This is a genomic window from Tessaracoccus lacteus, from assembly GCF_029917005.1.
GTDB lineage: Bacteria > Actinomycetota > Actinomycetes > Propionibacteriales > Propionibacteriaceae > Arachnia > Arachnia lactea.
In genome coordinates, this window is sequence record NZ_CP123967.1 from 1,442,972 (window position 1) to 1,456,018 (window position 13,047).

Genomic DNA, 13,047 nt, shown 5'->3' on the forward strand with positions numbered 1-13,047 from the left:
GTGGGCCTGACCGGCGTCGCCTGGGCGGTCGGCGGCAGGATCCCGCGGCGCGTCGGCGATGGGCTCGCGCGTGTCCTCTCCGCCCCGCTGGCGCTGCTGCCGCTGCCGGGCGTCGAGGCCTGGGCGGACACGGTCGCCACCGCCACCGGACGTCGGCCGGGGCTGCGCCGGCGCAGGAGGCTGCTGGAGAACTGGCTGCGCAACACGCTGTGGTCGCTGAGCCTGGAGCGGTGGAGCGACGCCGACGTGCTTGCCGTCGCCGACATCCCCGACGTTGACGTCGTCGGTCTGCGCGAGTCGCTGGCCGGCCCCGGGCTGGTGCTTGCCCTTCCCCACATGGGCTCGTGGGACCTGGCCGGCGCGTGGTGCGCCCGCGTCGGGATCAAGGTCGTCTCCGTCGCGGAGCGGCTGCCGGACGGCCTGTTCGAGCGGTTCCGTGACGCCAGGGCGGCGATGGGGATGGACATCTACGCCGTGGACCAGCCGGACCTGATGCGTCTCCTCGCCCGCGATGTCGCCGACCGACGGGTGGTTTGCCTGCTCAGCGACCGCGACCTCAGCTCGCGCGGGGTGGCCGTCGCCTGGCCGCGCGGTGGCGCCCGGCTCAGCGTCCCGGCCGGGGCGGCCCTCCTGGCGCGCCGCACGGGGGCCGACCTGCGGGTGGTCAGCACGCGCTTCGACGGCGCCCGGCTGCGCATACGGGTGTCCGCGCCCGTGCGCGGCGACACACTCGAGGCGGTGCTCACCGGCATGGTCGCCGGATTCGCCGCGGCTGTCGAGGACTCTCCGGAGGACTGGCTCATGCTCCGGCGGGCGTTCGCGTGAGGGTCGCGCTGCTCTGCCCCTATTCGCTCGACGTGGCCGGAGGAGTCGGCACCCATGTCCTCGGCCTGGCGGACTGGCTGGCAGGGGAGGGGCATGACCCGGTCGTGGTGGCACCAGGAACCCGCGAGCCCTCCGTGCCCTCCGTGTTGCTCGGCGGCGCCGTCCGCCTACCCTTCAACGGCTCGACCGCCAGGCTCGCACTCGGCCGCGGCCAGGTCCGGGCGGCCCGGCGTGCGGTGGAGACGGCCGACGTCGTCCACGTCCATGAGCCCCTGACACCCGGCGTGGCCTTCGGGGTCGCACGGACGGCGCGCCGCCTGGTCGTGACCCACCACGCGAGCTTCGCACCCGGGCCTCTTATCCCGCTGCTGCGTGCCAGGGCCGCGCTGCTGGCTCCCGACCGCGTCCCGCTGGCCGTGTCTCGCGCAGCAGCAGACACCGCTGCCGCCGCCACGGGGACGCGCCCGCCGGTCGTGCCCAACGGCGTCGTGCTGCAGCCCCCTCCCACGCCGCGGACCGGGCGACCGGTCGTGGTCTTCGTCGGGCGGCTCGACGAGCCACGCAAGGGCTACGCGTTGTTCGCGCGTCTCGCGCAACAGGGGCTGGACGCCGATTTCGTCGCCGTCGGGCGCGGAGGGACGGGGGCCGAGGGTGTGGTGGAGCTCGGCGGAGTCGCAGATGCGGCCCGCGACGCGCTCCTTGCCCGTGCGAGCGTGCTGGTCGCCCCCAACCGCTTCGGCGAGTCATTCGGCCTGGTGCTTGTGGAGGCGCTCGGGGCCGGATGCGCGGTGGTCGCGTCCGACCTGCCCGCGTTCCGCGACGTCGTCGATGACCCCGCCGTGGCGACGTTCTTCCCGCCCGACGACCTGGCAGCCGCGACCGCCGCCCTGCTCGCGCGGCTCGCCGACCCCGCCGACGTCCACCGCGCCCGCAGCGTCGCCGAGCGGTACGGCTGGGACCGCGTCGGGCCGAGGGTCCTGGCTGCCTACCAGGAAGCCGGGGGAGGGCCGACGACCATGGCATAGGCTGGGGACGTGCCTTCATCGCTCGTACCGCAGCAGCAGTGGGATACCGACGCGGTCTGGACCATCCCCAACGTCATCTCCTTCGTGCGGCTGCTCGGCATCCCCGCGTTCTGCTGGCTCATCGTCATCGGCAACGACCTGGGGGCCATCATCCTGCTGGTCGTGTTCGGCGCGACGGACTGGGTCGACGGCTTCGTCGCCCGCCGACTGAAGCAGCGCACCCAGCTCGGCGCTCGGCTCGACCCGATCGCCGACCGGCTCTACATCCTCGCGACCGTCGCTGCCCTGATGTTCCGCGGCCTGGTGCCGTGGTGGTTCGTGATGATCCTGTTCGCCCGCGACGTGATGCTCGCCTGCCTGCTGCCGATTCTGAAGAGGCACGGCCTAGTGTCCCTGCCGGTCAACTACGTCGGAAAGCTCGGCACGCTTCTTCTGCTTTTTGCACTCCCGCTGATCCTGTTGGGGGGGCACTCGTCGATCGGTTGGCCGGCCGCTCACTGGATCGGCTGGTTCCTCGGCGTCGCCGGTGCCCTCGCCTACTGGGCGGCTGGCCTCCTCTACGTGCGTGAGACCCTGCACCTGGCGAAGGACAGATGAACCGCCCCGACGCCAGCATGACCCTTCTGCGTGACCTGCAGGAGGGCGCACTGGAGCCCGAGTACCGGGAAGGGTCGAGGCGCCCGCCGAGTCGGCTGCGGTTCGGGTTCACAGTCACGCTGCTGGTGCTCCTGATCACGGTCGCTGCCCTGCAGACGACCCGCGGTGCCGGCACGGCCGCCGATCAGCGTGCGCAGCTGCTGGAACGCATCGCATCGGCCCGCACTCAGCAGGCCGAGCTCTCTTCCCAGGTCACCTCGCTGGAGGGGGAGATCCGCGATCTGGGCGACGCCGCCATCGGCGACCCTGCCGAGCAGCAGAGACAGGAAGCGCTCGAGGCGGTCACGGGTGCCGTCGCAGTCTCCGGGGAGGGGGTCATCGTCGAGGTCGGCGACGCGCCGGGCGCAAGTAACGCGCAGGGTCTGGTCCTCGACAGCGACCTCACCAGGCTGGTCAACGGTCTGTGGGAGGCCGGCGCGGAGGCCGTCAGCATCAACGGTCAGCGGCTCACGGTGCTGACCCCCATCAGGTCGGCGGGCGCCGCCATCACCGTCGACTACGTCTCCCTCAGCCCGCCCTACACGCTGCAGGCCATCGGCAACCCCGCCACACTGCCGGCGCGATTCAACGAGACCGACGCCGCCCAGTGGTGGCACTATCTGACTCAGAACTACGGGCTGACGCTCAGCATCAAGGTGTCCGAGGACGACCTTGAGCTGCCGGCCGATTCTGGCATGACGCTACGCTACGCGGAGCGGGGATAGGAGGATTTCGTGTTCGCGATTCTTGGGCTGATCGCCGGCATCGTGCTCGGTGTCGTGCTGCAGCCGAGCCTTCCGGTGGCGCTGACCCCCTACCTTCCGATCGCCATCGTCGCAGCCTTCGACGCGATCCTCGGCGCCACCCGCTCCTATCTCGAAGGCGTCTTCTCCGACCGGGTGTTCCTCGTCTCGTTCCTCAGCAACGTGCTCATCGCGGGTCTCATCGTGTTCGTCGGCGACCAGATCGGCGTCGGCTCCCAGCTGTCGACCGGCGTCGTCGTGGTCCTCGGGATCCGCATCTTCACCAACGCGGCGGCCATCCGGAGGGCGCTGCTCCATGCCTGACACCGAACCCACCCGGCCGCCTCAGCCGACGGGTCCCGCGCCGGCCGACGGCGCCCGGCGCGCGGCCGAGCCCAGGCGTACGGTCATCATGCGCGACTTCCTCCGTCCCGGTCGCGGACAGCTCGTGGTGGGCGCGGCGCTGTTCCTCACCGCCTTCATCGTCGTCATCACACTCCAGTCGCAGGCCTCGCAGCCGGAGTTCGCCAACGTGCGCCAGGCCGACCTGATCCAGCTCCTCGACAACGTCACCTCGGAGACACGGCGGCTCGAGGACCAAGTCCGCGAGCTCGAGTCGGCCCGCTCCGAGCTCCAGAGCGGCGTGGACAGCGACAAGGCAGCCAGGCAGGAGGCCGCCCGCCGGATCGAGCAGGCCGAGATCCTGGCGGGTACCGTGCCGGCCACCGGCCCTGGCATCAGGATTCAGATTAGCGACCCCGAGAGGGCCGTCACCGCCGCGCTGCTGCTCGACGCCATCGAGGAGCTGCGCGATGCCGGAGCGGAGGTCATCGAGCTCAACGACTCGGTGCGGGTCGTGATGCGTACCTTCTTCACCACGGCCGACGACGGGAGCATCGTGGCCGACGACGTCACGCTGACGGCCCCGTTCACCATCGAGGCGATCGGGGACCCGGCCACCCTGGAGGCCGGCGCCAGGTTCCGCGGGGGACTTGTCAGCGAGATCGAGGGCGAACGCGTCGGGGGGAGCGTGCAGATCACACAGCTGGACCAGGTCTCCATCGACACCACCGTCGAGGTGGTGGAGAACCAGTTCGCCCGTCCGCGTTAGCCGATATATCTCAGGGTGGCCACGACACAGGTGATAGATTCTACGGGTAGCGTTGGCCGTAGTTGTCCCGACTTGCAGATCAGGAAGAGTGAATCAATGAAGTGCCCCAGGTGTGGATCTGTCAGCCCGGCCGAGGCGCGGTTCTGCAGTGTGTGCGGAGCGCAGCTCGTCGATCATTCCGGCGACACCACAACGATGTTCGCTGTGACGGGCGAGGGGGCCCCCACCACCGAGTCGCTGTCCGAGGCCGAGCACGAGAAGGTCCGCCGCGATCTGCCGGCCGGCAACGCCCTGCTGGTCGTCACGCGGGGCGCGGGTGACTCGAACCGATTCCTGATCGACCACGACGTCACGACCGTCGGCCGTCACCCCGAGTCGGACATCTTCCTCGACGACATCACGGTCTCGCGGCACCATGCCAAGTTCGTGCGCAGCGGCGGCCACCTGTACCTGGAGGACCTCGGCAGCCTGAACGGCACCTACGTCAACCGGACGCTGCTCGACGGCAGGTCGCTGATTCGCGACGAGGACGAGATCCAGATCGGTAAGTACCGCGCCATCATCTCCCTGGGTGAGTGATGGCCGGCGCGGCACGCACCATCGGCCGCGTCCTGGAGATGCTTCGTCCGGAGTTCCCGGACATCTCCGTGTCCAAGCTCCGGTACCTCGAGGCTGAGGGGCTGGTTGCACCGGACCGGCAGCAGCCCTCCGGGTATCGCAGGTTCTCCCAGGCCGACATCGACAGGCTCGTCTACGTGCTCCGGGCCCAGCGCGACCGTTACCTGCCGCTGAAGGTCATCCGCGAGGAACTGGAGGCCATCGACCGCGGGGAGGAGCCGCCCACCCATCCCGCACCGTCGGAGGATGAGCCGCAGCCCGAGCCGAGCCGCAGCGGACGCTCAGGCGGCAAGGGGCTCGTGACCCGCCGTCAGGTGATGTCGCAGTCGGGGCTTGGCGAGGCGGCGCTGATCCAGCTGGAGCGCCTCAAGATCATCGTCCCGAGGCGCGGCAGCCAGTTCTACGGCCCGGAGGCCGTCGCGCTCGCTCAGGCTGCCAAGAAGCTCGCGGGCTACGGCATCGATCTGAGGCAGCTCAGGGTCCTGCAGCAGGCCGCCGGGATGGAGGCCGCGATCGTCGAGCAGGCGATCGAGCCCTACCGACGGCGCTCCGGCGTTCCCCAGGACATCGTCGTAGACCTCTACCGCGTCGTGATGCAGGCGCACGCGGCCCTGCTGCACGGCCAGATCCACTGACCGCGCGTCGATCTCCTGAGCTACGGTGGTGGACATGATCGGCCTTGACGTGATCGGGATACGGCTCGTGTCGCCGGAGGATCCCCCGGTGCTCCTGCTGCAGGAGGAGGGGGGCACCAGATGCTTGCCGGTATGGATCGGCACGCAGGAGGCGGCGGCCATCGCGTCGGCCCTCGAGGGTGAGCTGCCGGCGCGGCCCATGACACACGACCTCTTGGCCGCGCTGCTCGTCATGATCCGCCCCGAGGGCGGAGAGGTACTCATCACGGGCATCGAGGAGGGCGTCTACCAGGCTCGCCTGCAGCTCGGTGATGTCAGCATCGACGCCAGGCCGAGTGACTGCGTGGCGGCCGCGCTGCGCCTCGAGTGGCCCATCCGGTGCCCCCGCGAGCTGATGGATCAAGTGGGGGTTGAGGTTTCCGAAGGTGCCCCGGACGAGGTCGAGGCGTTCAAGGCGTTCCTCGACTCCGTCAACGCGGACGACTTCGAGGATGAAAACCCCTAGTCGGACCCGTTTGATGGTCCGGGCTCCGCCGATGCCCTCCAACGCGGGTAAGTTTCCTGCAGATGAATCGGATGGTGGTTGGGCGTGTCGTTGACCCGGCGGTCGGCGGGCGGTTAGCGTTTCGGGGTCGGTTCTTTTGGCCGACGGACCTGCTGGGTGAGTGAGGAATCGTGGCTGAGAAGCGTGCGCTGCAGGGGTTGCTGTTCGACGGTGACTTCGCCCCCGTGCCCAGCGACACCGGCTACCGAGGTCCGATCGCGCATCGCGTCGCAGGCATCACCTATCGACAGCTGGACTACTGGGCGCGCACCGGTCTGGTCGTGCCCAGCATCCGCAACGCCGAGGGGTCGGGGACCCAGCGCCTCTACTCGTTCCGTGACATCCTGCTCCTTCGCATCGTCAAGCGCTTCCTGGACGTCGGCATCTCTCTGCACCAGATCCGCGTCGCCATCGATCACCTCCGCGAGCGCGGCGTCGATGACCTGACCGAACTCACTCTGGTCAGCGACGGGTTCTCGGTCTACGAGGTCACGTCGGCCAACGAACTGTTCGACCTGACACGCGGCGGCCAGGGGATGTTCATGATCTCCGTCAGCAGCGTGTGGCGCGAACTCGAGGGCACGCTGTCGACGCTCCCCGGGGAACGGACCGTCAGGGACCAGGTCGAGGAGCATCCCGACGACGAGCTGGCCGCCCGGCGTCGCTCGCACGCCGTGTGACGGAGTCCGCGGACTCGGTTCCCGGTAGGCTCACTCCGGTGAAGGACTGGATAGCGCGCACCATCGACCGCCCCGTCGTGGCCCACGCCATGAGCGCAAACACACGCTACGCTCAGCGCCTCGGCGCGCAGTTCGCCGCCGGTGTCACCTACTTCTCGGTGCTGTCGCTGATCCCGATCCTGATGCTCACCTTCTCTACGCTCGGCCTCACCCTCACGGTCCTGCGTCCGGACATGCTCGACCAGCTGAAGTCCTACATCGACGAGCAGCTCGGCGACGCGAACGACCTGGCAACGGCGCTCACCAGTGTGATCGACCAGGCGCTGAGCAACTGGCAGTCGATCGGCATCGTCGCACTCTTCACCGCCGCCTACTCCGGGTCCAAATGGGCGGGGAACCTCAAGCGCGCCGTGCGCGTCATGTGGTCCGAGACCTTCGAGGATGCGATCGAGAAGAAGAACTTCGTCATCGAGCTTGGCGTGAACCTGCTGATCTTCCTCGGCCTGATCACCTGCATCGGCGTGGGGCTCGGCGTGTCCTCCATCGGAACCAGCTTCTCCACCCAGGTGATCGCGTGGCTCGGCTGGCAGGACGTTCCCGGAATCGAGCCGCTCGTGCGGATCGTGGCGGTCCTCGGGACGTTCGTGGCCTGCTGGCTGCTGTTCGCCTTCCTGTTCATCGTGATGCCCAATGAACCGGCCGCGCCACGGACCTGGCTGTTCGGCACCCTCATCGGGGCGTTCGGGGCCACCGTGCTGCAGTCGCTCGTCGGAATCCTCGTGCGCCTGATGTCGGGCAACGTGTCGGCCGCCATCTTCGGCAACATCATCATCTTCATGCTCCTGTTCAACGTGCTGGCCACGCTGATCCTCATGACCGCGTCGTGGGTGGGCACGGAGAAGGTCTGGCGCGGCGAGCGGGCGGACCGGAGGGCCGAGCGGGCGCGCGCCCTGCTGGACAGCCCGGACCCGACGCAGTTCATCGATGTCCCGGCATCCACCGTCGTCGCGGCGACGCCCATCGGGCCGACCATGCGTTTCGCCGGGCGGCACAACGCCGACGAGGTGCGCGAGCCGGTCACCCGGGTGCCCGAGCCCGACCCCGACGCGTATGTCCGACAAGGCGTGGCACGTCGAGGCATGCAGACGAACCTCGCGGTGGGCTACGGCATCGGCACCGCCACCGGACTCGGATTGGGCGCCCTGCTCATCAGCCTCCTCTGCCGCTTCTCGAAGCGAAGCTGACAAGCACAGACGCCGGCCACCCACGAGGGGTGGCCGGCGTCGGCTCGCTCAGGGTCAGTGCGCCTCGGTCTGCACCGGGAACTCCTGGCCGATGCCGGCCAGCATGTCGGAGTACCAGTCCTGGTTGATGTCGAACGGCTTGCCGCCCTTGATGCGGTCAAACGCGATCGCGGTCAGGACATCGCCGTTCTCCTCATCGTGGCCGATGACGCCGGGCTCACCGCGCAGCGCGGAGTCGACGGCGAGGTCGGTGCACTGCTTGATGAGGGCCAGGTCGGCGTCGTTCGCGGCGGCGGAGCGGGCGAAGTAGCCGGACTTCTGGATCATGACCTTCTCGGCGTCCAGCTTCTCGGCGAACTTCGACGCGAACCAGGCACCGGGGTTGATCTTGTCGAGCTTGACGTGGCCGAAGGGGTCGCGCGGGACCTCCTCGCCGTCCGCCTCGAGCTCGGCGACGATGGCGTCGAGGCCGGCGCCCTCGGAGAGGAAGATCGTGACGTTGCCGACCTCGTCCATGACCTTCTTCAGGCGCTCGGACTCCTTGGCGATGTCGATGACGCCCTCGGGAACGTACACGCCGTGGACGTCCCAGGCCTCCCTGCTCAGGCCGAGCTCGGGGAGCCACTCCTGGGTGTCGAGCCACTCACGGTACTTCTGCGCGGTGGCGGCGGTCAGCCAGCCGCAGTGGCGGCCCATGACCTCGTGCACGATGAGCATGCGGGAGCCGGAGTTGTGCTCGCCAACGATGTTCTGCGCGAACACCGAACCCTGCTCGGCGGCGGTCCAGGCGCCCAGCGACTGACGGATCGGGATGACGTCGTTGTCGATGGTCTTCGGGAGGCCGACGACGGTCAGGCCGTAGTCGTGCTCGGCGAGGTAGGCGGCCAGGTCGGCGGCGGTCGTATTGGTGTCGTCACCGCCGATGGTGTGCAGGACGTCGACGCCGTCGGCGACGAGGCGGTCGGCCGCGACCTTCAGGGGGTTCTCGCCCTCGGCGACAAGTCCACGCTTGACGAGGTCTGCGGCGTTGGTCAGCTTGACGCGCGAGTTGCCGACAGGGGAGCCGCCGAACTTGTGCAGCAGCGCCGCATTGGCGCGGACGGTGTCCGTGACGACGAGGAAGTCGCCCTTGAGGAGGCCCTGGTACCCGTGGCGGTAGGCGATGATCTCCACCTCCGGCGCGACCTGCGTGTAGCGCTCGATCAGCCCGCCGATCGCCGAGGAAAGGCAGGGAGCGAAGCCGCCGGCCGTGAGGATGGCTACCTTCTTGACCATGAGTGTCCTTTCGTGAGTCTGCGACGCAAACGCGTCAGACCCCAGCCTATTGCACGGCGACGGACAGCTTCCCGACGGGTCACGCGACCCGCCCGTCCACAGGGTCGGCATCGGCGCCCGAGGTGACCCGACGCGGCGGGAAGATGGTGAGCATGTCTGACCAGCGGGGGATGAGCGAGTCGGTGCAGCTCGCCGTGCTGCTTCCGCTCCTGATCGGCATCTTCCTGCTGCTCCTCCAGTGGGCGTTGATCAGCTGGGCTCAGTCGACGGCGACATCGGCGGCCCAGGAGTCGGCCGCGGCCGCGGCCCTGCACGGGGCCCGCGAGGCCGACGGGCTGGCCGCGGGGGAGCGGGCCCTGTCCAACGGGTCGCTCAGCCGGGCGAGCGTCCGCGTCGAGAAGGGGGCCACGATCACGAGGTCCGTGGTCCGTGGCCGCGCCGTCGCCGTGCTCTTCCCCTACGAGGTCGTCGCCGAGGCAACCTCGCCTACGGAGCGGGTGACGGTCCCGTGAGGGACGAGCGGGGGATGTCGGCGTCGGTGGAGACGGCGCTCATCCTGCCAGCCGTCGTGCTGTTCGTAGGCCTGCTGCTGACGCTGGCGCGCATCGCGATCGCGGACCAGCATGTCGAGGCCGCGGTGGCTGCCGCGGCGCGGGCGGCCTCCCTCGAGCGCAGCGTCGCCGCGGCCCAGACCGCGGCCGGTGAGGCCTTGGAGCGGTCACTGGGGGAACGCGGGATCGACTGCCTGAGTACAGGGCTCACCGTCGATGCGTCAGGGGTGGCGCGCGAGCTGGGGGAGTCTGCGACGGTGTCGGTCACCGCCACCTGCACCGTCGGGTTGGGGGACGTGAGCCTGCCGTTCGTGCCCGGATCGGTGAGGGTGGCGGGCTCGCACGACTCTCCGGTCGATCCCCTGCGTGGCAAGTGACCTAGTGAAGTCGCACGACGCTAGCCTTGCAGCATGGCTCAGTACTTCGACGTGCATCCGGTCAACCCTCAGCCCCGGGCGCTGGCGCAGACGACGCGCATCCTCGAGAACGGTGGTCTGATCGCGTATCCCACCGACTCCTGCTTCGCGCTGGGTTGCATGCTCGGCAACGCCGACGGTATCGAACGCATCAGGAGGATCAGGAGGCTGGACGCCAAGCACCACTTCACGTTGGTGGTCGACGAGTTCGCCAAGCTCGGGCGTTTCGTGGAGATGGACAACTGGGTGTTCCGGGCCGTCAAGGCCGTGACGCCCGGTCCCTACACCTTCATCCTGCGGGCCTCGCGCGAGGTCCCGAAGATGATGCAGCACCCGAAGAAGCACACCGTCGGCGTGCGCATCCCGGACCATCGCACCACGCTGGCGCTGCTAGAGACCGTCGGGGCGCCGCTGCTGAGTTCGACGCTGCTGCTGCCTGACTACGACGAGCCGCTGACCGACGGATGGACGATCAAGGAGGTCCTCGATCACGAGGTCGACGCCGTCCTCGACTCGGGCGACTGCGGCGTGGAGCCGACCACCGTCGTCGACCTGACCGGGGACGAGCCCATCGTCGCGCGGGTCGGCGCGGGGGACCCGTCCCCGTTCGAATGACGGGTCCGGCGTCCAGCGTCAGCTGATGAAGCGGAAGTTCCAGGGGTAGCGGTACTGCTGGCCTGCCTTGTAGGAGTCCGGCCCGTTGAGTGCGCCCATGATGCCGATGATCAGCGTCGCGACGCTCGCGATGGCTCCGAGGATCCACCCGACGACCGGAATCGCCCAGATGACCCCGGCGATGACGCGGACGATGCCGAAGTTCAGCACCTCCTTGAGGTGGTCGTCCAGGAGCGGGGTCTTGTCCTTGTCGATGGCCCAGAAGATCACGGCCGGCCAGCCGAAGATGGCCGTGAGCCAGTAGTTGAGCTGCACGTTGGTCAGCGTCGAGTCAGCGGAGTAGGCGGGCACCTGCTGCGGTGTGTAGCCGGGGGGCGGGCCTGTCGGGGTTGAGTACTCGACCCGGGGCGGCGGAGCGTAGTTGGCCTGCTGCTGCGGGGGAGGGGCGCTGTCCTCACGCTGCTCCTCCGCCTCCTGCTGCTCGGGTGCAGGGGCAGGAGGCACCGTCGGATCGTCGACGGGCTGGGTGAGGTCGTCGCGGCTGATCTGCTGATCGTCGGGCTCGGGATGCGTGCTCATGGCCGTCACCGCTTTCCGCCGCCGAGTAGGCCGCCCAGCAGGTCGCCGAGGATGCCGCCGCCGAGGAGGTCGCCCAGTCCGCCGCCCGAGGTAGTGACCGTTGTGGACGAGGAGGTGTCGGGCATCGGGATGGTGGGGGCGCCCGTCGTCGAGGCCGACTCGGTCTGTGTCTTGAAGACCCCGCCGGAGGTGGACGTCGACTGCGCGGTTTCGGACGAGGCCGCGGCCCCGCCGCCGAGGATCGATCCCAGGATCCCGCCGAGGATCCCGCCTCCCGCGGAGGAACCTGAGGACTGGCCCTTGTCGACATTCATCAGCTTGCCTGCCAGCCACGCCATGACGATCGGGGCGAGCATGGGCAGGAGCTTGGAGATCAGGCCCTCGTCTGCGGGGGTGGCCGAGCCGAGCTTCGAGACGACCGCCTGCTCGTTGTCGCCGAAGACGTTGCGGGTGATCTTCTCCCCATCCGAGACGTCGATGTCACCGACGTTCACGCCGCCTTGGAGCAGAGTCGGGCTGTGTCCGCTGACCGCCCTCGCCAGGGACGCCTCGCCCGCGGGATCCTGCGCGTTGGCGTCCATGCCCATGAGGAGTGCGGGGAGCGCACTCTGCACGGCCTGCCGGACCTCGGCAGGGCTCGCCCCGACCTGCGTGGCCAGTTGATCGATGGGCAGTTGCTCCAGAAGATCCTGGATGTCTGACATGCATGTCTCCCTTCCTTGCGCGCTTCTGATGGCGCTCGAGGATCACGCTAGGACCAGTGGGGGCCAACCAGGCGGGGCTCCGTGCCGGACGGGCCGGACCTCACATCTCGATCGGGACCTCAGGTCGCGCCCGGGAGAATCGCTCGCCGAGCACACCGTCGAGGATCCTGTCCGCGAGCCCGATCCCGGGGGCCGAGAGCAGGGCGTCGTGGATGGGATGGACCTTGGCCGACGGGTAGCGCTGGGCGAAGTCGATGGCGTCGGCGAGCTTCAGCCAGGGACCAGAGATGGGGATGAGGACGTGCTCGACTGAATCGGGGTCGCCGATGTGCGGGAAGGCGTCGCCGGGGACCAGGAGTCGGCCGTCGACCAGGTAGCTGGCGTTCAGGGGAGTGGGGATCCCGGAGTAGATGACGGCGTGGTTCCCGACGGCTGCGGTGATCCTGAGCGACCCGAACGTCAGTGCCGCGCCATCCTCGACGACGTGGAGGCGCTCCTCGGGGATGCCCTGGTCGCGCAGCGCGTCGATGGCGTCGCGCGGGGCGTAGATCGGGGCGCTGGTCTGCGCGAGGTAGCCGGGCTCGGCGTGGTCGGCGTGCTGATGGGTGATGAGCATCGCGTCCGGGCGGCCGACGTCGTCGAGCTTGCTGAAGGCACCTGGGTCGACGAGCACGTTGGCGTCCTCAGCGACGATGCTCAGGCAGGCGTGACCGTGGAGTGTGAACTTCAGCATGAGCCAACGATAGTCGCTGGGTGGCCGGCGGAGGGGAGATGTGACTCTTCACGCCGGCCGCGGAAGTGTGACGCGCCAATAGACATGGCGTAGAGCGTCACGTTCATGGCAGG

At 69.1% G+C, this 13,047-nt stretch carries 18 protein-coding genes; 14 read left to right on the forward strand and 4 right to left on the reverse strand.

The features are described from left to right. The 11 genes from QH948_RS06580 to QH948_RS06630 all read left to right on the forward strand — a co-directional run bounded on the left by QH948_RS06580 (position 1) and on the right by QH948_RS06630 (position 8,061). Complete coding sequence (locus tag QH948_RS06580; protein ID WP_281146032.1) at positions 1-825, forward strand: LpxL/LpxP family acyltransferase; 825 nt, start codon at positions 1-3, stop codon at positions 823-825. Then, positions 822-1,850, forward strand: a complete 1,029-nt coding sequence (locus QH948_RS06585; RefSeq protein WP_281146033.1) for a glycosyltransferase family 4 protein — start codon at positions 822-824, stop codon at positions 1,848-1,850. The genes QH948_RS06580 and QH948_RS06585 overlap by 4 nt, the downstream gene beginning before the upstream one ends. Positions 1,851-1,859: 9 nt before the next feature. Beyond that, entirely contained in the window at positions 1,860-2,447 is a 588-nt protein-coding gene (locus QH948_RS06590; protein WP_281146034.1) for a CDP-alcohol phosphatidyltransferase family protein, read from the forward strand. Continuing rightward, entirely contained in the window at positions 2,444-3,211 is a 768-nt protein-coding gene (locus tag QH948_RS06595) for a DUF881 domain-containing protein (protein WP_281146035.1), read from the forward strand. The genes QH948_RS06590 and QH948_RS06595 overlap by 4 nt, the downstream gene beginning before the upstream one ends. Before the next feature lie 9 nt (positions 3,212-3,220). Further along, positions 3,221-3,553 carry a small basic family protein gene (locus QH948_RS06600; protein WP_219079823.1) on the forward strand — a complete coding sequence of 111 codons (333 nt, stop codon included), beginning with the start codon at positions 3,221-3,223 and terminating at the stop codon, positions 3,551-3,553. After that, positions 3,546-4,340 carry a DUF881 domain-containing protein gene (locus tag QH948_RS06605; protein WP_281146036.1) on the forward strand — a complete coding sequence of 265 codons (795 nt, stop codon included), beginning with the start codon at positions 3,546-3,548 and terminating at the stop codon, positions 4,338-4,340. Before QH948_RS06600 ends, QH948_RS06605 begins: the two co-directional genes overlap by 8 nt. 96 nt (positions 4,341-4,436) lie before the next feature. Next, positions 4,437-4,919, forward strand: a complete 483-nt coding sequence (locus QH948_RS06610; protein ID WP_281146037.1) for a double zinc ribbon and FHA domain-containing protein — start codon at positions 4,437-4,439, stop codon at positions 4,917-4,919. Further along, positions 4,919-5,593: a transcriptional regulator FtsR gene (ftsR, locus tag QH948_RS06615; protein ID WP_281146038.1), complete on the forward strand. Its 675-nt coding sequence runs from the start codon at positions 4,919-4,921 to the stop codon at positions 5,591-5,593. Before QH948_RS06610 ends, ftsR begins: the two co-directional genes overlap by 1 nt. A 34-nt stretch (positions 5,594-5,627) precedes the next feature. Next, positions 5,628-6,098, forward strand: coding sequence for a bifunctional nuclease family protein (locus tag QH948_RS06620; protein WP_219079816.1), 471 nt, complete (start codon positions 5,628-5,630; stop codon positions 6,096-6,098). Between the two features lie 170 nt (positions 6,099-6,268). Then, positions 6,269-6,817, forward strand: coding sequence for a MerR family transcriptional regulator (locus tag QH948_RS06625; RefSeq protein ID WP_438874128.1), 549 nt, complete (start codon positions 6,269-6,271; stop codon positions 6,815-6,817). 38 nt (positions 6,818-6,855) lie between these two features. Continuing rightward, positions 6,856-8,061 (forward strand): YhjD/YihY/BrkB family envelope integrity protein, encoded by a 1,206-nt coding sequence (locus QH948_RS06630; RefSeq protein WP_281146039.1) that lies wholly within the window; start codon positions 6,856-6,858, stop codon positions 8,059-8,061. Positions 8,062-8,115: 54 nt separating this feature from the next. On the opposite strand, the gene QH948_RS06635 is transcribed toward QH948_RS06630, so the two are convergent. Then, entirely contained in the window at positions 8,116-9,336 is a 1,221-nt protein-coding gene (locus tag QH948_RS06635) for a pyrophosphate--fructose-6-phosphate 1-phosphotransferase (protein ID WP_281146040.1), read from the reverse strand. A gap of 152 nt (positions 9,337-9,488) precedes the next feature. On the opposite strand from QH948_RS06635, the gene QH948_RS06640 reads away from it, so the two are divergent. From QH948_RS06640 to QH948_RS06650, 3 genes are read left to right on the forward strand one after another with little or no spacing between them, the layout of a single operon-like run. Beyond that, the gene (locus QH948_RS06640) at positions 9,489-9,848 is read left to right on the forward strand and encodes a TadE/TadG family type IV pilus assembly protein (protein ID WP_281146041.1); all 360 of its coding nucleotides are present in this window, start codon (positions 9,489-9,491) and stop codon (positions 9,846-9,848) included. 14 nt (positions 9,849-9,862) lie between these two features. Beyond that, positions 9,863-10,264: a TadE/TadG family type IV pilus assembly protein gene (locus QH948_RS06645; protein ID WP_281146042.1), complete on the forward strand. Its 402-nt coding sequence runs from the start codon at positions 9,863-9,865 to the stop codon at positions 10,262-10,264. 33 nt (positions 10,265-10,297) lie between these two features. Beyond that, complete coding sequence (locus tag QH948_RS06650; RefSeq protein WP_281146043.1) at positions 10,298-10,918, forward strand: L-threonylcarbamoyladenylate synthase; 621 nt, start codon at positions 10,298-10,300, stop codon at positions 10,916-10,918. Positions 10,919-10,936: 18 nt separating this feature from the next. On the opposite strand, the gene QH948_RS06655 is transcribed toward QH948_RS06650, so the two are convergent. From QH948_RS06655 to QH948_RS06665, 3 genes are all read right to left on the reverse strand, one after another. Next, on the reverse strand, positions 10,937-11,497 hold the full coding sequence (locus tag QH948_RS06655) for a DUF4870 domain-containing protein (protein ID WP_281146044.1): 561 nt from the start codon (positions 11,495-11,497) through the stop codon (positions 10,937-10,939). 5 nt (positions 11,498-11,502) lie between these two features. Next, positions 11,503-12,201, reverse strand: a complete 699-nt coding sequence (locus QH948_RS06660) for a DUF937 domain-containing protein (RefSeq protein ID WP_281146045.1) — start codon at positions 12,199-12,201, stop codon at positions 11,503-11,505. Positions 12,202-12,301: 100 nt separating this feature from the next. After that, entirely contained in the window at positions 12,302-12,934 is a 633-nt protein-coding gene (locus QH948_RS06665; RefSeq protein WP_281146046.1) for an MBL fold metallo-hydrolase, read from the reverse strand. Between the last annotated feature and the right edge of the window lie 113 nt (positions 12,935-13,047).